This window comes from Mumia sp. Pv4-285, from assembly GCF_041320275.1.
Lineage (GTDB): Bacteria > Actinomycetota > Actinomycetes > Propionibacteriales > Nocardioidaceae > Mumia > Mumia qirimensis.
Genome location: NZ_CP162023.1, coordinates 122,759 through 141,940, shown reverse-complemented (window position 1 = coordinate 141,940; position 19,182 = coordinate 122,759). Strand labels below are relative to the sequence as shown.

Below are 19,182 nucleotides of genomic sequence, written 5' to 3'. Positions count from 1 at the left end.
TGCTACCGGCGCACGACCCTGACCTTGATGGTCTTGGTCGCCGCACCGGTGGTCGCGTTGCCGAGGTAGCGGACCTTGAGCGTCCCCTTGCCCGCCTTCGGCAGCTTCTTGAGCCGCAGCAGCGCGGTGCCGTTCCTGCTCAGCGTCGCCGTGCCGACCTTCTTGCCGCGGAAGTAGACCGCGACCTTCCCGGACGGCGTGATGCCACTGGCCTTCACGGTGACCCGCACCTTGGCGCGGGTCTTCTTGACCACGACCTTCTTCGTCGTGACCTTCGCGGCGACCGCTGCCTTGGCCTTGGTCACCGACACCCGCACCGAGGTGGTCGACGGCTTCGTCGACGTGTCACCGAGGTAGCGCACCGCGAGGGTGTGCGTGCCCGGCTTGAGCGCCGTACGAGGCAGGAGAACGGACGCACGACCGCCGACCACCGTCGTACGGGCGAGCACCTGCGTGCCCCTCAGGACCTCGACGCGACCGCCGGCCGACGGCGACACGCTGACCGCGATGCGCGACGACGTGCCGTACCGGGTCGCCGACGCCGACGCCCGCACCGTCGTTGCGGCCTTCCCGACCGTGACCGTGACCTTGGCCGTCGCCTCGTGGGACCCGTCGCTCACCGTGTAGGTGAACGTGTCGTTGCCGACGAAGCCCGCCTTCGGCGTGTACGTCGCCTTCGCGCCGTCCACCTTGACCGTGCCGTGGCTCGGCGCGGCTGCCTCGTACGAGAGGTCCTGGCCGTCGGGCTCGGTGCCCTTCAGCGTGACGGCGACGGACTTGCCGGCGGTCGTTGTGGCCATGACGTCGGAGGCGGTCGGCGGGTCGTCGACCTCGACGGTGCCGATGGCGAGGTTCTCACCCTCCATTGCGGTGCAGTCGAGGCCCACCGTCTTGATGAAGCCGCCGATGACGCCCGGCGTGAGCTCCGAGGTGATGAACATCTTCTTCGGCATCGACACGGTGAGAGCACCGGTCTCCGGGGCCGTCAGCTCGGGCAGCCCGCCCTTGACGGGGATCGCCACGCCGTCGGCGGGGACCGGGGTCGTCATGGGCACGGTTTCCGACTTCAGGCCGGACATCGGGATCTCGTACGACTCCCCGCTGGCCGTCTCGGTGAAGACGGCCGTTGCCTTGGCGCCGCCGGCGACGGCAGTCTGACCGAAGCCCGCCTCCTCGACCGGCGGGTAGCTGCCGGCCGGGGTGGTGGTGAAGTCGGTGCCGCCGAGCAGCTCGGCCATCGGCTGCGCCATCTTCAAGGTGATGTCGGTGTCCGGGACGGTGAACTTCTCACCGGGCGCCAGCAGCGCGGGCATGTGCGCCTTCACGTCGACCCGGAAGGTCGCGTCACCGCCCATGATGCCGCCGACGATGTCGCTCCAGAACGGGTCGATCGCGGCGTCGGGATCGCTCGTCGGCATGCCCGAGGAGTCGACGCCGATCGCGAACTCACAGCGGTAGCGCACGTCGTTCAGCACGCCCGGCGCCGCGGCGGCCGGCTCGTCGACCTTGATGGTCACGGTGCCCGTCGACGAGTCACCGGTCTTGTCCGTCATCGTCACGGTGAACGAGTCCGTCCCGACGAACCCGGGGTCGGGCACGTAGGTGTACTTGTGCTGGATCGCCGCAAAGATCGACGCCGTGCTCGCCGGGTCCGCGTCGGCCTCGAAGAATGTCTCGATCGTCCCGTGCTTCGGCTCGCCGTAGGTGAACCGGGTCTCGTTCACGTTCCAGACGAAGGGGCCCTGCGAGTCGAGGTCACGTGCCCATGGCCAGCCGTCGAAAGGCTTGTCCTTGGTCGTGGTGAAGGTGCGGTCCTTGACGATCGGTTCGGCGTTCACGACGGTGAAGCGGACCGTCGACGTGCTCGACTGTCCCGTCGTGTCCGTCGCCGTGTAGTCGAAGCGGTACGCGCCGGGGGGTGTGTCCTCCGACGGCGTCACGGCGACCTCGTCGCCCGTCAGGGTCAGCGCGACGTTGGTGCCGGCGCCCTCGACCCTGCCGAGCTTGTACGTGAGGTCACCCTCGCCGCCACTGCCGGCGAGCGTGACCGACCGCTGGGTCGCGAAGGCGCCGCGGTAGAAGGGCTCGTCGACGGTGATGTCCTCCGTCGTGACCGAGCCGGCGGCTCCCTGGACCTTGACGGTGACGGTCGCGGTGGTCTGGTTGACGCCGTCGCTCACGGTGTAGGTGAACGAGTCCGTGCCCACGTAGCCGTCCGCAGGCGTGTAGGTGAGGTTCGGCGCGTCACCGCTGAGCGTGCCGTGGCTCGGCGCGGTCGTCGCGTACGAGAGGTCGGCGCCCTCGGGATCGCTGGCGTCCAGCGTCACGGCGACGGCGCTGCCCGCGTCTGTCGTCAACGAGAGGTCGGCGGCGACCGGTGCCTGGTTGACCGGCTCGTCGATCGGGATGACGCCGAGGACGTCGTCGTCACCGGAGAGGTTGCACCGCATCGTGACGGCGTTCTCGCCGCCGATCGAGGTGCCGGCTGCGTCCTTGATGGTCGCGTTGACCGTGAAGGCGGACGGCATGTGCAGCGTCGCACCCTCGGTGGCGCCCACCGGCACGGTGATCGCCGGGACGTCGCCCTGCGTCGGGATCGTCCACGTCCCGCCCGGCCCGGGCACCGGCCCCTGCGGCGCGGCGAGCCCGTTGATGCCGACCTCGAGCGGGTCGTCGACTCCCGGAGCGGTGATCGAGATCGACGCGTCCGAGGACGAGCCGCCCGCAGAGCGGGCACTGAGCAGCCCGTACGTCGCGGAGCGCAGCGTCTCCGGCATCGCCAGCGTGATGGTCGTCCGTCGCTCCGGGATCACCTCACCGGCCGCGACGGAGTCGGGGACCTCGACCTGGGCGCGGACACCGACGTCGTGCGTACCGATGCTCAGGCCCGACGCGGTGACCGCGCAGGCGTACACGAAGCTCTTGTCGAGCTGGGTCGCCGCGGCTGCGGGACCGGCCGCAGCCAGTCCGAACGCACCGAGCGTGCCGGCCACGAGAGCGCCGGCGGTGACTGACCCGACGGCGCGGCGACTCCGTGCCGCGACCCCAGGCAGCCGTGTGGGCTGGTTCATCGTTCTCCCTCCAGAGAATGCACTTCACAAATTCACAATGCATAGAATTAACTCAGTGTGACACACCGGGATACAGGTCGCGTGAGATTTGAAGAACTGCTCCGGGAGCCCGACTTTCTCCATGCGCCGTGATCCGTGTCACGTAGTAATGGTTGATTCAATCAACTTGCCCGAGAAGCCCGTACGCCGGGGTCCTCGAGTCTGCTCGACCGACCGCGCCGGACCCGTCACGCGCTTGCAACGTCGACGCCATACCCTCGAAGGGTGACCGACTCGCCGCTGGTCCATTGGGCCGACTACGACGCTGTCCTGTTCGATCTCGACGGGGTCCTGACGCCGACCGCCGAGGTGCACATGCGCGCCTGGGCCGCCCTGTTCGACGCCTACCTCTCCGAGCACGACATCGCCCCTCCGTACACCGACGCGGACTACTTCGCCTACGTCGACGGCAAGCCGCGCTACGACGGCGTGCGCTCGCTGCTCGCCTCGCGCGGCGTGGTCCTGCCCGAGGGCCTCCCGACCGACCCCCCGACCGCCGAGACGGTCTGCGGGCTCGGCAACCGCAAGAACGCGGAGTTCGAGCGCGAGCTGAAGGAGAACGGCGTCGTCGCCTACCCGGGCTCGGTCGCCCTGCTCGACGAGCTCGCCACGCTCCCCATCGCGCTCGCCGTCGTGTCCAGCTCGGCGAACGCCACCTCTGTCCTGGCTGCCGCCGGCATCGCCGACCGCTTCGACGTCGTCGTCGACGGGCTCGTCGCTCGAGCGCAGCAGCTGCCGGGCAAGCCCGCTCCGGACACCTACGCGTACGCCGCCAAGTCCGTCGGCGTGACCGACGCACGCTCGATCGTGGTCGAGGACGCCATCTCCGGCGTGGAGGCCGGCGCCGCCGGGGACTTCGGGCTGGTCGTGGGCGTGAACCGCGGCGTCGGACGGCAGTCCCTGCTCGACCGGGGCGCGGACGTCGTGGTCGACGATCTCGCCGAGCTGCTCTCGACCGATGCTGCGCGCGACGCACGCGGCGGTGCCGCATGAACCCCGTGCCGCGCGACAACCCTCGCCGCGTCAACGACTACCTCGACCGCCACCGCTGGCCGGTCGACCGGTGGCGGCTCGTCGAACGCTTCTTCAGCGCCGACGACCTCGGCCGTACGGAGACGCTGTTCGCGCTCGGCAACGGCTACCTCGGCCTGCGCGGCAACGTCGAGGAGGGTCGCGAGTCGCACGCGCACGGCACGTTCATCAACGGCTTCCACGAGACCTGGAAGATCAACCACGCCGAGGAGGCGTTCGGCTTCGCCCGCGTGGGCCAGACCATCGTCAACGCGCCCGACGCCAAGGTCATCCGCCTGTACGTCGACGACGAGCCGCTCCTGCTCCCCGTCGCCGACCTGATCGACTACGAGCGCTCGCTCGACTTCCGCAGCGGCGTGCTGGCCCGCGAGATCGTGTGGCGTACACCGGCCGGCAAGCGCGTACGGATCCGGTCGCAGCGGATGGTCTCTTTCACCCAGCGTCACCTCGCGGTGATGACGTTCGAGGTGACGGTGCTCGACGCCGCCGCGCCCATCACCTTGTCGTGCCAGCTGCTCAACCGGCAGGACGGCGAGGACGAGTACCACGTGCGTGCCGCCGCGATGGGCGAGGGCGCCGACCCCCGCAAGGCCGAGCGCTTCGGCCGTCGCGTCCTCGAGCCGGAGCTGCAGGACCTCGACGAGGACAACGCGCGGGTGATGCTCGGCTACCGGGCCGCGGAGTCGGGGATGACGCTCGGTGTCGGTGCCGACCACACCATCGAGACCGAGGACCCGGTCCAGCGGACCATGCACCTCTCGGAGGACATGGCCAAGGTCGTCTACCAGGTCGACGCGCAGCCGGGACACACCATCCGGCTCACGAAGGTCGCCGCGTACCACACGTCACGCGGGGTCCCGGCCCGCGAGCTGCTCGACCGCTGCCGACGCACCCTCGACCGCGTCGCGGAGGAAGGCATCGGGCGCCAGTTCGCCGACCAGAAGGCGTGGCTCGAGGCCTTCTGGGCCCGCGCGGACGTCGAGATCGACGGCGAGGACTCGCTCCAGCAGGCGATGCGCTGGAACCTCTTCCAGGTGGCGCAGGCGTCCGCGCGCGCCGAGGGCGCCGGCATCCCTGCGAAGGGCGTCACCGGCACGGGCTACGGCGGCCACTACTTCTGGGACACCGAGATCTACGTCCTGCCGTTCCTGACGTACGTCTACCCACAGCTCGCGCGCGCCGCCCTGCGGTTCCGCTACAACATGCTGCCTGCCGCGCGCCGTCGAGCGCGCGACCTGTCCCAGCGCGGAGCGCTGTTCCCGTGGCGCACGATCAACGGCGAGGAGGCGTCGGCGTACTACGCGGCCGGCACCGCTCAGTACCACATCGACGCCGACATCTCGTACGCCCTGAGCCGCTACGTCGACGCGACGGGCGACACCGACTTCCTCATGCGCGAGGCCGTCGACATCCTGGTCGAGACCGCCCGCATGTGGGCCGACCTCGGGTTCTGGCGCAACGAGGGCGCCGGATCGTTCCACATCCACGGAGTGACCGGCCCCGACGAGTACACGACGGTCGTCAACGACAACCTGTTCACCAACGTCATGGCCCGGTTCAACCTGCGACGAGCCGCACGCGCCGTCCGCGAGCTCGAGTCCGCCTGGCCGCAGGCGTACGCCCGCATGGTGGCGCGCCTCGACCTCGACCCCGACGAGATCGACGAGTGGGAGCGCGCCGCCGAGGCGATGGCGATCCCGTACGACGACCACCTCGGCATCCACCCCCAGGACTCGCACTTCCTCGAGCGCGAGGTGTGGGACCTCGCGCACACACCGGCGGAGCAGCGGCCGCTCCTGCTCCACTACCACCCGCTGGTGATCTACCGGTTCCAGGTGCTCAAGCAGGCCGACGTCGTGCTGGCGCTCTATCTGCAGGGCGACCAGTTCACCGTGGAGCAGAAGCGCAACGACTTCGAGTACTACGACCCGATCACCACCGGCGACTCCACGCTCTCGGCCGTCGTCCAGTCGCTCATGGCTGCGGAGGTCGGCTACTCCGACCTCGCGGTGCGCTACTTCACCGAGGCGCTGTTCGTCGACCTGGCCGACCTGCACGGCAACGCCTCCGACGGCGTCCACGTCGCCTCGACCGGAGGCGTGTGGAGCGCGCTCGTCAGCGGGTTCGGCGGGTTCCGCGACTACAGCGGGGAGTTCTCCATCGACCCGCGGTTGCCGGCCGCCTGGGCCAACCTGACCTACCGCGTGATGATCCGCGGCTCGCGTCTGCGCGTCCGCGTGACGGCCGACTCTGTCGAGCTCACGATCGAGCAGGGCGCTGGGGTGAAGATCTCCGTCCGCGGCAAGATCGTGCACGTCACCGCGAAGGAGCCGGTCATCGTGCCGCTCGACGGGCAGGGTCCGGCGCTCGGAGGCACTCCTGGTCCGGGTCCGCTCGACGGCGTACGCCGTGCCGACGGCTCGATCATCACGGCCACCGTCCCGCACCCGTAAGGCTCCGACGACGAGCGACTGCCCTGGACCCCCACTCAGGTCCAGGGCAGTCGTCCCCCTCGGAGGGTCAGTACGGCGTCGCCGCCGTGGCCGAGACCCGAGTCGTACGGGGTGGTGCGCCTACTTCTTGACCTTGACCTTGATGGTCTTCTTCGAGCCGTTGCTCGACGCGGACCCGCTGTAGGTCAACTTGATCTTGTAGGTGCCCTTCTTCTTGAACTTCTTGAGCTTGATCGTGGCCTTGCCGTTGCGGACGGTGCCCTTGCCGACGGTCTTCTTGCCGAGCTTGGCGGTCACCTTGCCGGTCACCGGGACGCCGGGCGAGCTGACGCGCACCGCAAGCTTGGCCTTGGTCTTCTTGGCCTTGATCTTCTTCGGGCTCACCTTGGCCGAGACCTTGGAGGCGGCCTTCGCGATGCCGATCTTGGCGAGGGTGCGGTCGCCCGTGGTCGAGCAGTTCATGATGACGCCGTCGGTGCTACCGATCTTCGCGCCGCTCGCGTTGTACAGCGTCGCCCTGACCGTGAACTTGACCGGCATCGAGACGGTGCCGAGCGACTTCGCGCTGGTCGGGATCTTGACCGCGGGCACGCTGCCGCGCGTCGGGATGTTCCAAGGGGTCCCCTTTGTCCCCGGGACGGGGACCGGCGGCGTTCCGAGGTTCGCGATCGTCAGAGTCTGCGTTGCCGCACCCGGAGCGGCGATCGTCACCGATGCATCACGGGAGTAGCCGCTCACCTTGCGAGCACCCAGCAGACCGTACGTCGGCTCGCGGAGCGACTCGGGGATGGTCAACGTGATCGCCGTGCTCCGCCTGGCCAGCGTCTGACCGGGAGCGACGCGGGTCGGCAGGTCGACCGATGCCTTCACCGGCACCGTCGACGTCGGGAGCGGAAGCCCGTTGGCCGTCACAGTGCAGGTGTAGCTGAAGGTCTTCGTCACGTTGACCGCGTTGGCGGCGGGTGCGCCGGCGAGCACGAGGCCGCCGACTCCGGCGACGAGTGCGGCGCTGGTGGACGCGGCCGCAAGGCGTGTGCGGCCCTTCGTCCGAGCAGACTTCGTCTGAAGCATGGTTGTCTCCCTCCGAGGATTGGTGCGATCTGCACCACATGCGAAACCGAGTTCAACAGCGAGTTACCCACAAGGGAACCCGAGGGTGACATCCGTTACCTTATCGTGACATTGACTCTGCAATCATCGTGCGACGCGGACCAGCAGGACCCCTGGTTCGACCGTCGCGCGCAGCTCGGTGTGCTCTCCGATCGGGTCGCCGTCGAGCTGCATCGGCGTCGGCCGGTCGGCCCGGATCGTGACGGTGCGACCCGCCATCCGGTCGAGACGCTCGTCGGTGCGCTTGCGGCGGGCGATCAACCGCAGACCGACCCGCAGGAACGCGAACTTGTGCGGCGGCGCGATCACCACCACGTCGATCTGGCCGTCGTCGATCTGCGCGTCGGGCAGCAGCGGCAGGCCTCCCTGGAGGAAGCCGACGTTGCCGACGACCACCGTCAGCGCGCGGCGGCGTACGAGGAGCTCGCCGTCGTCGACCGAGATCTGCACCCGCGTGTTGGGGAACCGGAACAGCTGCTTGACCCCGGACACGACGTACGCGAGCCAGCCGACCTTCTTCTTCAGGTCCTCGTTGGTGCCGGTCATGATCGCCGCGTCGAAGCCGAGGCCCGCCATGACGAGGAAGGTCGTCGTGTCCTCCGCGCCGTCGATCTGGAGCCGTACGAGGTCGACCGCACGGTCCTGGCCGGTGAACGCGTTGTCGATCGCATCCACCATGTGGAGCGGGATCGAGAGGTTGCGGGCGAGCAGGTTGCCCGTGCCGAGCGGGACGATGCCGACACCGATGCCGGTGCGCGCGAGCTCGCCGCACGCCTCGCGCACGGTGCCGTCGCCGCCGGCCACGATCACCAGGTCGGCCTCGCCCTCCAGCGCGGAGATGGCCTGGCCGCCCCCCGGGTCGTCGACCGTCGTCTCGAAGAACCGCGGTTCGGCCCACCCGTGGCGGGTGGCCGCCTCCGTGACCTTCGCGCGGAAGGCGTCGACGTCGCCGACCTTCACCGGGTTGAGCACCACGCCGACCTGACGGCGGCCGGTCCCCGCGATGGCGGGATGGGCCGGCTCCTCGACCGCGAACACCGGCCGCATCAGCAGCCACCACAAGGCGAGCGGGATCGCGGTGCCGAGCGCGAAGCCCGCGAGGACGTCGGAGACATAGTGCACCCCGAGGAAGATGCGGTCCAGGCCGGCCGACAGCCCGAGCAGGATCCAGACCGTGACGACGGCCTTGCGCAGGAGCCCTCGTCGCAGCACCAGCAGCGTCACGATCACCATCACCGTCGCGAACGACGCCCCGGCAGTCGCGTGGCCGCTGGGGAACGAGTACGAGGAGAGGAGCTGGAAGGGGTCGTCGAACGACGGCCGCGGACGGTCGAAGATCCGCTTGATCCCGTAGACGGCGAGGAACTGGATCGGGATCGTCAGGGCGATCCAGACCGCCACCCGGTAGGCGCGCTGCCACACCGCGATCAGGACCGTCAGCCCCATCACGATGCGCAGCGTCCACGGCCCGAGGCCGTCGGCGATCCACAGCAGGATGTCGATCAGGGTCTCCCGACCCGAGACGGCGTCGTGCGCCGCTTCGGCCACGGACTGGTCGAGGTCCATCAGCGGCGGCCACTCCCACCACACCATCGCGGCCAGCGCGAGGAACACCGCGAGGAGGATTCCGACCAACGTCGGCAGCAGGGCGGTGCGCGCGGGGCGGGCGCGACGGACGTCGATCGGCACCTGCTCAGGGTAATGGTGTCGCCCCCGCAGATAGGCTGGGGGAATGATCGACGTTCGCACGCTCCGTGACAACCCCGACGAGATCCGCGAGGCACAGCGCCGCCGCGGCGAGTCGGAGGCGATCGTGGACGCACTCATCTCTGCCGACGAGGCACGCCGCGCGTCGATCGGACGCTACGAGGCGCTGAGGGCCGAGCAGAAGCAGCTCGGCAAGAAGGTCGCCCAGGCCTCCGGCGACGAGAAGGCCGATCTGCTCGCCCGTACGAAGGAGCTCGCCGTCGAGGTGAAGGCGGCCGACACGGCTTCCACGAACGCCGCCCGGGCGTTCGACGTCCTCTTCTCGGGCCTCCCCAACCTGGCCGCGCCCGAGGCGCCCGCCGGCGGCGAGGACGACTTCGAGGTCCGCGAGATCGTCGGAGAGCCTCGTGACTTCGCGGCCGAGGGCTTCGAGCCACTCGACCACCTCGAGCTCGGCAAGCGCCTCGGCGCGTTCGACATCGAGCGCGGCGCCAAGGTCAGCGGCGCACGCTTCTACTTCCTCACCGGCATCGGCGCACAGCTCGAGCTGGCTCTCGTCTCGATGGCGATGGACCGGGCCGCGGCCTGGGGTTTCACGCCGATGATCCCGCCGGCGCTCGTCAAGCCGTCGGCCATGGAGGGCACCGGGTTCCTCGGCCAGGCCGCCGATGACGTCTACCACCTCCCCAAGGACGACCTGTTCCTCGTCGGCACGTCGGAAGTGCCGCTCGCGGCGTACCACTCCGACGAGATCCTCGACGCCGAGACTTTGCCGCGTCGTTACGCCGGGTTCAGCCCCTGCTACCGGCGCGAGGCAGGCTCGTACGGGAAGGACACCCGGGGGATCTTCCGGGTGCACTGGTTCGACAAGGTGGAGATGTTCGTCTACTCGACGCCCGAGGACTCGTACGCGGTCCACGAGGAGCTGCTCGCGCACGAGCAGGACTGGCTCAATGCGCTCGAGCTCCCGTACCGCGTCATTGACGTCGCCGCCGGCGACCTCGGTCTGTCCGCGATCCGCAAGTTCGACTGCGAGGCGTGGATCCCGACCCAGGGCAAGTACCGCGAGCTGACCTCCACCTCCAACTGCACGCAGTTCCAGGCGCGGCGACTCAGCATCCGCATGCGTGACGGCGACCAGGTGAGGCCGCTGTCGACGCTCAACGGCACCCTCATGGCGTCGACACGGACGATCATCGCCCTCCTCGAGAACCATCAGCAGGCCGACGGCTCCGTCCGGGTCCCGAAGGCGCTGCAGCCCTATCTCGGTGGACGAGAGATCTTGGAGCCGCTCTCTTGACGTTGACCTCGCACACTGCCGACGAGGCCGCCACGACCTGGCGACCTCGCATGATCGCCCTCGACGTCGACGGCACCCTCGTCGACTACGAGAACGCGATGACCGACGCCGTACGCGACTGCGTCCGTGCCGCTGCCGACGCCGGGATGCACTGCGTGATCTCGACCGGACGCGCGCTGCCCGGTGTGCTGGACGCGGCCGAGAAGCTCGGGTTCACCGACGGCCTGGCCGTGGCCAGCAACGGGTCCGTCGTCTTCCGGTACGACCCGGTGGAGATCCTCCACACCGTCACGTTCGACGCCGGTCCGGCCGTACGCGCGCTGATGGAGGCCGTTCCCGACGCGGCCGTCGCTGTCGAGGAGATCGGCCGGGGGTTCCGCGTCAACAAGCCGTTCCCGAACGGTGAGCTGCACGGCGACCTCGCCGAGGAGTCGATCGACGACCTCGTCGCGCGCCCGGTGACCCGCGTGATCGTACGCAGCCCGCAGAGCTCGGCCGAGGAGTTCGCTGAGCTCGCCCACGAGATCGGGCTGGAGGGCACCAACTACTTCGTCGGCTACACGGCGTGGCTCGATCTGGCGCCGGAGGGCGTGTCCAAGGCGACCGGGCTCGAGCACGTCTGCGCCGAGCTCGGGGTCGCGCGCGCCGACGTCCTCGCGATCGGCGACGGCTCGAACGACGTCGAGATGCTCGAGTGGGCCGGCCGCGGCGTCGCGATGGGGCACGCCCCGCTGCACGTCCAGGAGGTCGCCGACGACGTCACCGAGACCGTCGAGAACGACGGGGTCGTGCGGGAGATCGCGCGCTACCTCTGAGCCCTCGCCCCCGACACTTTCCGTTGGCCCCAACACAGAGTGCGTCTCCCACCGGAACGTTGCGGTGGGGCCGACACTCTCGGTGGGTCCCCACACAGAGTGCGAGGCCGGACGAACCCCTCCGGGCCGGCCGCCCCCGTGCGCGGCCGGCCTGCGGGATCAGGCCGTCAGCGCACAGATGGGCGCGTTGCCGACGACCTCGTCGAACACGTCGAGCACCTCGTCGACACTGGGACGGGTGGTGCGGCCCGCCCGCGGCTTCGTCGTCTGCCGAGGGCGGGTCGCCGCTTCGCGGAGGTGACGCTTGATGGTCGAGAGCGAGCACCCGAGGCGCTCGGCGAGCTGGGCGAACGTGTCGTTCGGGTACGCCCGCCGCGTGGCGAGGATCGACTCGTGGTCGATCGGCGAACCTGAGGACCGGACTCCGGCGATGCGGTCGATGTCGGGAGCGGTCACCGTGACGCCGAGCCGGCTGCGGATCTCGGCACGGTCCTGCGGCGAGGTGCACGCCGCGTAGCCGGCGACGTCGTCGTCGACCACCGCGCGGTAGAGGCACTGGACGAGGAGGGGGCATCCGGCACAGGCTTCGACGGCCTGGTCGTGCGCCGCCTGCCACGAGTCCCACGAGTCGCTGGAGCGAGAGATGTCCTCGAGCGGCTCCGCGAGCGTGTCGTAGACGTCTGCCATCGAGGCGCACGGTGGCACCACGTCGAGCGGAGCGCCGACAGGGTGCCGGTCGGGAATGGGTCGTTCCTGAAGCGTTCTCATGATCCTGCATCTCCTCTGTTGCTGCGAGATGCTGGAAGTCAAACAGTCAGGGACGTGCCGGGATCACCGTGCAGATACTCATTCGTCGGTGAAACGGCTACTCAACGCCGGGCGAGTAGCCGACCGGCACCACTCAAAGTACCTGTGCCGGGGGTCACACCCCCGCGAGCAGCAACGACGGATGCGCCGAACGCCGATCAGAGGTACATGCCGGGGCCGTGCGGCGGGGCGTCCTCGGTCGGCTGCTGGCCCGGCACGCCGGGGTGCATGCCCGCCTGCTGACCCCCGGGCAGTGCGCGGCGGATCTGCTGGAGCTGCGACTGCGCTGCCATCTGCTGGGCGTAGATCGCCGTCTGGATCCCGTGGAAGAGACCCTCGAGCCAGCCCACGAGCTGTGCCTGGGCGATCCGCAGCTCGTCCTCCGACGGCGTCGCGTCGTTGAACGGGAGGCTGAGGCGTTCCAGCTCCTCGACGAGCTCGGGTGCGAGGCCGTCCTCGAGCTCCTTGATGGAGGTCTGGTGGATGTCGCGCAGGCGGGCCCGGCTCGCCTCGTCGAGCGGCGCGGCCTTCACCTCCTCGAGCAGCTGTCGGATCATGCTGCCGATCCGCATGACCTTCGCGGGCTGCTCGACGAGCTCGGTGAGCGAGCGCTCCTCGTCGTCGTCGGCCTCCGGCTCCTGCGCCGTGACGGGCTGGCCGTCGGGTCCGACGACGAGATGAGAATCGGAGGAGGCGGGATCGAACGACTCTGCAGACATGCCGCCCACTGTAGTCAGGACCTGGACAGCGTCCACGCGAGCACGTGCTGCTCGCCCGGCTGCAGCACGACGAGGTCCTGACCGGTACGGAACGCGTTCGCCGGGCTCGAGCACGGCTCCACCGCGAGCGAGCCGCGACCGACGGGCGTGTATACCTGGATCCACCGCACCCCGGCCGTGCCCCGCAGCAGCGTCCGCCCGACGTGTACGGTCACGACACCGTCGGCGTCGCGGACGAGGTCGGTGTACGGGGTGTCGAGCTCGGCCCCGTCGAGCGGGCGCGGCGCGCGGAAGTCGTACGCCGAGCCGTCCACGTCGTGCAGCGCCACGGGGAGCTTGCGGTCCGGGCTGGACTCGACGTAGCGGGCAGCCACGAGCTCGATCGAGGTCGACTCACCGTCGTCCAGCGTGAGGTACGGGTGCATGCCGGACGCGTACGGCGCAGTCTCCGCGCCGACGTTCGTGGCGACGAGCTCCGACGCGAGCCCGTCGGCGCTCAGCGCGTACGCGACCTCGAGCCGCACCGCGTACGGGTAGCCGTCGGACCGCGGCACGTCGACCGCCAGGCGTACGGAGTCGGCCTGCTGCTCCACGGTCGTCCAGGTCAGCTCGACGACGAGGCCGTGCAGCGCCGTCGAGCCCTCGGGCTCGTTGATCGCCACCTGGTGGGGACGCCCCTCGAACACGTAGGCGCCGTCCTCGAGCCGGTTCGGCCACGGCGCCAGCACCGCGCCGCGGTAGAACGGGAACCCGCCGTCCCCGGGCTCCCGCGGCTCGACCACGTCGCGTCCGTCGTGGCGCAGCGTCGTGAGCCCTGCTCCGTACGGGTCGACCGTCGCCGTCCACGCCCCGCTGGCGAGCGGGATCACGGGGTCAGCACGACCTTGCCGACGTTGCTCGACTCGTCCAGGATCCGGTGCGCGTCGCGGACGTCGGCGAGCGGCAGGACCTTGTGGATCACGGGCCGCACCGACTCGTCGGCGAACAGCGGCCAGACGCTGTCGACGAGGCTGGCCACGATCTCGCCCTTCTGGGCGACAGGGCGACCGCGGAGGCTGTACGCGCCGATCGTGCCGCGCTTGGCGAGCAGCGCGCCGAGGTTGACCTCGCCCTTGACCCCGCCCTGCATCCCGATCACGACGAGGCGTCCGTCGTAGGCGAGCGCGGCGACGTTGCGCGGCAGGTAGGAGGCGCCCATGTTGTCGAGGATCACGTCGACGCCGGCCCCCTCCGTCGCGGCGCGGACGACCTCGACGAAGTCGGTCTCGCGGTAGTTGATCGCCAGGTCCGCGCCGAGCTCGCGGCACGCGTGCATCTTCTCGTCGGAGCCGGCCGTCACCGCGACCCAGGCCCCGAACGCCTTCGCCATCTGGATCGCCATCGTCCCGATGCCGGAGGCGCCGCCGTGGACCAGCAGGCGCTCGCCGGGCTGCAGGGAGGCGGACATGAAGACGTTCGACCAGACGGTCGCGGCGACCTCCATGATGCCGCCGGCGAGGACCGGGTCCAGGCCCTCGGGCAGGGGCGCGAGCTGCTGCGCGGGCACCAGGACCTTCTCGGCATAGCCGCCGCCGGCCAGCAGCGCGACGACCGGGTCGCCGACCTTCCAGCGCGTCACACCCTCGCCGACGTCGGACACGATGCCCGAGGCCTCCAGGCCGAGCACGTCGCTCGCGCCGGGCGGCGGCGGGTAGTGCCCCTGGCGCTGGAGGACGTCGGCACGGTTCACTCCTGCCGCCACCACGTCGACGACGACCTCGCCGGGCCCGGCGACCGGGTCCTCGAGATCGACCACGTCCAAACCTTCGGGCCCTCCGGGCTCCGTCACGACCACGGCACGCATGGGGTTCACCGTACCGGCGGTCCACGCGTCCCGGTGATGCCTCCCGGTCACGCCTCCCAGCGCGAGGCGAGAGCCGTGACCTGGTCGAGCGCCTGGTCCACGTCGGCGGCGCTGCCCCCTGCCATCGCCGCGGCGTAGCCGATGAGGAACGCAGTCAGCGGTGCTGCCGGCCGTTCCACGCCGTGGGCCACGTCGCGGGCAGCGTCGAGGATCGCGTCGACGTCGTAGTCAGGCTCGATGCCGAGCTCGGAGCAGACCGCGTCGCTCCAGTCCTGAACACTCATGAAGTCGACGGTAGATCCTCAGGGCGGTCGATGTCGCGTGCCTCGCGACCTTCGGCCGTAAGGCGACGCGTGGTCAGCGGCGCGATCAGCCGCCGTACGGACCCACCGGTCCAGTCCGGCCTGGTCGCCACGGCCCGGCCCAGGGCCTCCCGCCGCCAGGCGCTGCACAGGAGCTGGTCGCGCCCGCTCTCGTCGACGAGCATCACGCCGTCCGCGGTCGGATCGGCGTCCAGCGCGCTCAGCAGGCGGACGACGGTGGTCGCGGCGACGTACGGCAGGTCGCCCGCGAGCAGCACCGCGTACGGCGCCTCGCACCCGCGCAGCCCGGCGACGACCGCGTTGGCGGGCCCGGATCCCGGGGGATCCTCGCGCGTCCAGACCACCGGCACCACCGTCTCGCGCTCGGGTCCGACGACGACGCACCGCTGCGCGTCGGCGACCGAGGCGAGCACCCGGTCGAGCAGCCGGACGCCGTCGACGACCACGCCGAGCTTGTCCGCCCCGAACCGCCGCGCCTCCCCGCCGGCCAGCACCACGGCGTCGTACGGCGGGCGTTCGAGCGACACCGTCGGCAGCTTCTCGGGCGGGACAGAGAGGTCGTTCACGCCCTCACCCTGCCGGAGGCTGGGGGGCGGCTGCAAAGATGGAGGAATGCAGGTCGCCCTCGTCCAGCTGAGCGCGACGACCGACGCCGCCACGAACCGCACGTTGGTCGACGACGTCCTCAGCACCCTTGGTCCGCACGACGGACTCGACCTCGTCGTCCTCCCGGAGGCGACGATGCACGGGTTCGGCGACCCCTCGTACGACCTGCGCGGTGCCGCCGAGCCGCTCGACGGACCGTTCTCCGCGCTCCTCGCCGGCCACGCGAAGCGCCTCGGCGCCCACGTGGTCGCCGGCGGGTTCGAGCCTCGGGTCGACGACTCGGGCGAGCCCGACCTTCCCTACAACGTGCTCCTCGCGCTGGCGCCGGACGGCACGCTCGCGGCGTCGTACCGCAAGATCCACCTGTACGACTCCTTCGGCTATGCAGAGTCCGAGCGGCTGGCGCCGGGTGAGATCACGCCCGTCGTGCTCGACGTCGCGGGGCGCCGGGTGGGGCTGATGACCTGCTACGACCTGCGCTTCCCCGAGCTCGCCCGGATGCTCGTCGACGCCGGCGCCGACGTGCTCTGCGTCCCGGCCGCCTGGATGCGCGGCCCACTCAAGGAAGACCACTGGCAGACCCTGCTGCGGGCTCGCGCGATCGAGAACACGGTCGACGTGGTCGCCGCCGGGCAGTGCGCACCGTACGTGGGCCACAGCATGGTCGTCGACCCGCTCGGGGTGGTCGTCGCGGCCGCCGGCGAGGAGCCTGCGGTGGTCCGCGCGACGCTGTCGGCCGAGCGCCTCCAGCGGGCCCGCGCGACCAACCCGTCCCTCGCGAACCGCCGCATCGGCGTACCCCCATCCGCTGACCCGACCGAGGGAGCCGACTCGTGAGCACCGCTGGAGGCCGTCGCGCAGCGCCGCGCCGACGGGCGAACGACACGATCAGCTACCTCCCGCCGGTGCGCGAGCCCCGCTTCAGCATGAAGGCGCTGCGGGCCGCAGGCGTCAGCGGACTGTTCCTCGCCTGGCTCGGCGGATTCGCGGTCGCGCTCACGTCCGTGGTGGCGGTGGGCTTCCCCGATCGCTACGCCCGCTACGGCGCCGCGGTGCTCGCCGTGGTCTTCACCGCCGGCGTCGCGCGGCGCAGCGGCGGGCGCAGCACGCTGTGGGCCACGCTCGTCGCGGTGCTCGCCGGCATCGCGCTGCTCACGGACTGGTCGTGGGCGATGGCGGGAGCGTCGGTCATCACGGCGACGTTCGGCGCCGTGCTCGCCGTCCTGCTCACCCGCCCGTCGGCGACGCTGTCAGGGGTGGTCCGTGAGTACGTGATCGCCCTGATCGTCGCCACCAGCGCCGCCGTCGCGGTGGCCGCGTGGAACGCGCCGCTGATCTACACGCGCTTCTACCTGATCGTGCTCGGGGCCGCGCTGGTGACCGCGTTCGGCATCGTCTGGAGCCTCGGTGCGGGTCTCCACGGGCTGGGCCGGCGCGGTGTCGGCCTCATCCTCGGCGGCGCACTGATCGTCGTCGTGCTGCTCGTCTACGGGTCGATCGTCCGGTCGTACGGCTCACCCGGCGTGGTCGATGCGATCGACGACGCCGTGGTCTGGCTGCGCGACACCGTCGGCGGCGTCCCACGGCCGACCGAGGTGCTGATCGGCTTCCCCGCGCTCGTGTGGGGCATCAGCACGCGCTCCAACCGCCGCCAGGGCTGGTGGATGTGCGCGTTCGGCGTCGTCGGCACCGCCGTGATGGCGTCGGCGCTCGCCTCCCCGAACGCGGACATCAAGTACGTCGCGCTGTCGACGCTCTACTCCGCGATCATCGGTCTCGGCCTCGGCCTCGTGGTGCGCGCGCTCGACCCCGGATCCACCTCGCGCTCCGGCCGTCGAGCAGCCCGCCGCGACGGCGACACGTACGTCCGTCCGGAGCCGCCGCGCTTCGCCGCCCTCAAGTAGCCCGCGCCGGTCGACCACTTTCCGGTGGTCCCCACGGAGAGTGCGTCGCCCACCTGAACGTTCCGGTGGGCGAGCGACTCTGCGTGGGGCCCGACGAAGAGGGAACCACGCGGCCGGCCCGTACGCCCTGGGTGCGACAATCGGACACGGCGCCGTGCTCGCACGGTTCCAGGAGGGGTGCCGGAGTGGCCGATCGGAACCGCCTTGAAAGCGGTCGCTGGCAGAAGTGTCAGCCGCGGGTTCGAATCCCGCCCCCTCTGCTCCATGACTGACACGATGAAGCCCACCACGTACCGCCTCACGCTGATCCTGGCGCTGAGGCTCTTCGGCATCCGCATGATGATCGCCGCGTTCGGAGCGGTGCTGTCCGCCGTGCTCATCACGATCGGCGGCAAGGCCACCGCGTGGGGCGTCCTCGTCGCCGTGCTGGTCGCACTCCTCGTGCTCGCCTCGCTGATCGCGCTGCGGTGGCCGCCCCGACTGATCTCGCTGACGACCACCGGCTACCAGGTCCACCGCGTCCGCGGCGCCGGCGTCCGGCACGCGATGTGGTCGCAGGTCGAGCGTGTCGACGACAAGCCGGCGACCGACGGCAGCGCGATCCTGGTCATCGGCCTCGAGCACGGGCGTACGACGGAGCTGCCGATCGGCCTGTTCGGCCTGGAAGGGCTCGACGTCCAGCGCGACATCCGCGGGCGCCTCGATGCGGCGCACGGCTATCGCCAGCTCCCTCCCACCGACAGCAGCAGCGGTCAGGACGTGTAGGTCTGCTCGACGATCCGCGACGCGGTCTCTGCCAGCGGCTCCTCGGCAGCTTCGCTGAGCTCGATCAGGCGCTGGAAGGACTCGGCCATGTCGAGGTCGTGCAGCTCGCTGAGCACACCCTTGGCGCGCTCGATGACGACCCGTCCCTCCAGGGCGGCACGGAGGCGCTCGTCGAACGCGCCGAGGTCGCTGGCCTCGGGCGACTGCATGATGGCCAGGCTGCAGATGTCGGCGAAGGCCTGGGCCGTCCGGATCCGCTCCTCGTCCAACCGCTCCGGCTCGGTCCAGAACAGGTTGAGACCGCCGAGGATCCGGGATCGCCAGCGCAACGGCATGGCGTGCACGGCATGGAACCCTGCGCCGTACATGGTCGTGGCGAAGTCCGGCCAGCGATCCGCGATCTCGTCACCCACGGCGTGGATCGCGTACCCGGTCTTCACGGCGTCGAAGCACGGACCGGACCTCGCGTGAGCCTGGTGCAGCTCGAGCTCGGTAGCGCGGTGGGACGAGGCCACGAGGAGCTCGAGGTCGTTGTCCGCGAGGCGGACCAGGATGCCCGCCGTGTCAGCGGCGAGCAACGACAGGCAGTCCGCGACGAGGACGTGCACCGTGCTGGCGGCGTCGACACCGTGGACCATGGCCGCTGACGCTGCGGCGAACGCGTCACTGCTGCTGGTGGCTGTCATCG

Annotated in this window: 17 protein-coding genes and 1 tRNA gene; 8 read left to right on the top strand and 10 right to left on the bottom strand. The window is 70.5% G+C overall.

The annotated features are described in order from the left end of the window. Nucleotides 1-2: 2 nt before the first annotated feature. Entirely contained in the window at nt 3-3,071 is a 3,069-nt protein-coding gene (locus tag AB3M34_RS00675) for a DUF6801 domain-containing protein (protein ID WP_370617156.1), read from the bottom strand. Nucleotides 3,072-3,335: 264 nt separating this feature from the next. On the opposite strand from AB3M34_RS00675, the gene AB3M34_RS00670 reads away from it, so the two are divergent. Both AB3M34_RS00670 and AB3M34_RS00665 read left to right on the top strand, forming a co-directional pair. Further along, nucleotides 3,336-4,103 (top strand): HAD family hydrolase, encoded by a 768-nt coding sequence (locus AB3M34_RS00670; protein ID WP_370617155.1) that lies wholly within the window; start codon nt 3,336-3,338, stop codon nt 4,101-4,103. After that, nucleotides 4,100-6,595 carry a glycoside hydrolase family 65 protein gene (locus tag AB3M34_RS00665; RefSeq protein ID WP_370617154.1) on the top strand — a complete coding sequence of 832 codons (2,496 nt, stop codon included), beginning with the start codon at nt 4,100-4,102 and terminating at the stop codon, nt 6,593-6,595. Before AB3M34_RS00670 ends, AB3M34_RS00665 begins: the two co-directional genes overlap by 4 nt. Nucleotides 6,596-6,715: 120 nt before the next feature. Here the strand turns inward: AB3M34_RS00665 and AB3M34_RS00660 are convergent, their stop codons facing one another. After that, the gene (locus tag AB3M34_RS00660; protein ID WP_370617153.1) at nt 6,716-7,666 is read right to left on the bottom strand and encodes a DUF6801 domain-containing protein; all 951 of its coding nucleotides are present in this window, start codon (nt 7,664-7,666) and stop codon (nt 6,716-6,718) included. A 123-nt stretch (nt 7,667-7,789) separates the two neighbouring features. After that, the gene (locus AB3M34_RS00655; protein ID WP_370617152.1) at nt 7,790-9,394 is read right to left on the bottom strand and encodes a diacylglycerol kinase family protein; all 1,605 of its coding nucleotides are present in this window, start codon (nt 9,392-9,394) and stop codon (nt 7,790-7,792) included. Nucleotides 9,395-9,437: 43 nt separating this feature from the next. Here AB3M34_RS00655 and serS point away from each other — a divergent pair, with 43 nt between their 5' ends. Both serS and AB3M34_RS00645 read left to right on the top strand, forming a co-directional pair. Next, nucleotides 9,438-10,712, top strand: coding sequence for a serine--tRNA ligase (gene serS, locus AB3M34_RS00650; RefSeq protein WP_370617151.1), 1,275 nt, complete (start codon nt 9,438-9,440; stop codon nt 10,710-10,712). Between the two features lie 50 nt (nt 10,713-10,762). Beyond that, nucleotides 10,763-11,527: an HAD family hydrolase gene (locus tag AB3M34_RS00645; protein ID WP_370617150.1), complete on the top strand. Its 765-nt coding sequence runs from the start codon at nt 10,763-10,765 to the stop codon at nt 11,525-11,527. Nucleotides 11,528-11,686: 159 nt separating this feature from the next. On the opposite strand, the gene AB3M34_RS00640 is transcribed toward AB3M34_RS00645, so the two are convergent. The 6 genes from AB3M34_RS00640 to mobA all read right to left on the bottom strand — a co-directional run bounded on the left by AB3M34_RS00640 (nt 11,687) and on the right by mobA (nt 15,785). Next, nucleotides 11,687-12,295, bottom strand: coding sequence for a transcription factor WhiB (locus AB3M34_RS00640; protein WP_370617149.1), 609 nt, complete (start codon nt 12,293-12,295; stop codon nt 11,687-11,689). Between the two features lie 197 nt (nt 12,296-12,492). Beyond that, nucleotides 12,493-13,053, bottom strand: a complete 561-nt coding sequence (locus tag AB3M34_RS00635) for a bacterial proteasome activator family protein (RefSeq protein ID WP_370617148.1) — start codon at nt 13,051-13,053, stop codon at nt 12,493-12,495. Nucleotides 13,054-13,067: 14 nt separating this feature from the next. After that, nucleotides 13,068-13,922, bottom strand: coding sequence for a galactose mutarotase (locus AB3M34_RS00630; protein WP_370617147.1), 855 nt, complete (start codon nt 13,920-13,922; stop codon nt 13,068-13,070). Further along, nucleotides 13,919-14,896 carry an NAD(P)H-quinone oxidoreductase gene (locus AB3M34_RS00625; protein WP_370617146.1) on the bottom strand — a complete coding sequence of 326 codons (978 nt, stop codon included), beginning with the start codon at nt 14,894-14,896 and terminating at the stop codon, nt 13,919-13,921. Before AB3M34_RS00625 ends, AB3M34_RS00630 begins: the two co-directional genes overlap by 4 nt. Nucleotides 14,897-14,943: 47 nt before the next feature. Continuing rightward, the gene (locus tag AB3M34_RS00620) at nt 14,944-15,180 is read right to left on the bottom strand and encodes a DUF6457 domain-containing protein (protein ID WP_370617145.1); all 237 of its coding nucleotides are present in this window, start codon (nt 15,178-15,180) and stop codon (nt 14,944-14,946) included. Further along, nucleotides 15,177-15,785 carry a molybdenum cofactor guanylyltransferase gene (gene mobA / locus AB3M34_RS00615; RefSeq protein ID WP_370617144.1) on the bottom strand — a complete coding sequence of 203 codons (609 nt, stop codon included), beginning with the start codon at nt 15,783-15,785 and terminating at the stop codon, nt 15,177-15,179. The genes AB3M34_RS00620 and mobA overlap by 4 nt, the downstream gene beginning before the upstream one ends. 46 nt (nt 15,786-15,831) lie before the next feature. Here mobA and AB3M34_RS00610 point away from each other — a divergent pair, with 46 nt between their 5' ends. The 4 genes from AB3M34_RS00610 to AB3M34_RS00595 all read left to right on the top strand — a co-directional run bounded on the left by AB3M34_RS00610 (nt 15,832) and on the right by AB3M34_RS00595 (nt 18,494). After that, nucleotides 15,832-16,662: a carbon-nitrogen hydrolase family protein gene (locus tag AB3M34_RS00610; protein ID WP_370617143.1), complete on the top strand. Its 831-nt coding sequence runs from the start codon at nt 15,832-15,834 to the stop codon at nt 16,660-16,662. Then, entirely contained in the window at nt 16,659-17,729 is a 1,071-nt protein-coding gene (locus tag AB3M34_RS00605) for a hypothetical protein (RefSeq protein ID WP_370617142.1), read from the top strand. Before AB3M34_RS00610 ends, AB3M34_RS00605 begins: the two co-directional genes overlap by 4 nt. A gap of 171 nt (nt 17,730-17,900) precedes the next feature. After that, nucleotides 17,901-17,989, top strand: a tRNA-Ser gene (locus AB3M34_RS00600). Nucleotides 17,990-17,993: 4 nt separating this feature from the next. Beyond that, the gene (locus AB3M34_RS00595) at nt 17,994-18,494 is read left to right on the top strand and encodes a hypothetical protein (protein WP_370617141.1); all 501 of its coding nucleotides are present in this window, start codon (nt 17,994-17,996) and stop codon (nt 18,492-18,494) included. Here the strand turns inward: AB3M34_RS00595 and AB3M34_RS00590 are convergent. Next, nucleotides 18,482-19,180, bottom strand: coding sequence for a GAF and ANTAR domain-containing protein (locus AB3M34_RS00590; protein WP_370617140.1), 699 nt, complete (start codon nt 19,178-19,180; stop codon nt 18,482-18,484). The two genes, AB3M34_RS00595 and AB3M34_RS00590, sit on opposite strands and share 13 nt — an antisense overlap. Nucleotides 19,181-19,182: the final 2 nt, after the last annotated feature.

What these genes read in the sequence shown, in the direction of transcription:
- AB3M34_RS00635 (WP_370617148.1), bottom strand. Translation starts at nt 13,053, where the DNA reads ATGTCTGCAGAGTCGTTCGATCCCGCCTCCTCCGATTCTCATCTCGTC.
- AB3M34_RS00620 (WP_370617145.1), bottom strand. Translation starts at nt 15,180, where the DNA reads ATGAGTGTTCAGGACTGGAGCGACGCGGTCTGCTCCGAGCTCGGCATC.
- AB3M34_RS00665 (WP_370617154.1), top strand. Translation starts at nt 4,100, where the DNA reads ATGAACCCCGTGCCGCGCGACAACCCTCGCCGCGTCAACGACTACCTC.
- AB3M34_RS00660 (WP_370617153.1), bottom strand. Translation starts at nt 7,666, where the DNA reads ATGCTTCAGACGAAGTCTGCTCGGACGAAGGGCCGCACACGCCTTGCG.
- AB3M34_RS00640 (WP_370617149.1), bottom strand. Translation starts at nt 12,295, where the DNA reads ATGAGAACGCTTCAGGAACGACCCATTCCCGACCGGCACCCTGTCGGC.
- AB3M34_RS00625 (WP_370617146.1), bottom strand. Translation starts at nt 14,896, where the DNA reads ATGCGTGCCGTGGTCGTGACGGAGCCCGGAGGGCCCGAAGGTTTGGAC.
- AB3M34_RS00595 (WP_370617141.1), top strand. Translation starts at nt 17,994, where the DNA reads ATGACTGACACGATGAAGCCCACCACGTACCGCCTCACGCTGATCCTG.
- AB3M34_RS00610 (WP_370617143.1), top strand. Translation starts at nt 15,832, where the DNA reads ATGCAGGTCGCCCTCGTCCAGCTGAGCGCGACGACCGACGCCGCCACG.
- AB3M34_RS00590 (WP_370617140.1), bottom strand. Translation starts at nt 19,180, where the DNA reads ATGACAGCCACCAGCAGCAGTGACGCGTTCGCCGCAGCGTCAGCGGCC.
- serS (WP_370617151.1), top strand. Translation starts at nt 9,438, where the DNA reads ATGATCGACGTTCGCACGCTCCGTGACAACCCCGACGAGATCCGCGAG.
- AB3M34_RS00675 (WP_370617156.1), bottom strand. Translation starts at nt 3,071, where the DNA reads ATGAACCAGCCCACACGGCTGCCTGGGGTCGCGGCACGGAGTCGCCGC.
- AB3M34_RS00645 (WP_370617150.1), top strand. Translation starts at nt 10,763, where the DNA reads ATGATCGCCCTCGACGTCGACGGCACCCTCGTCGACTACGAGAACGCG.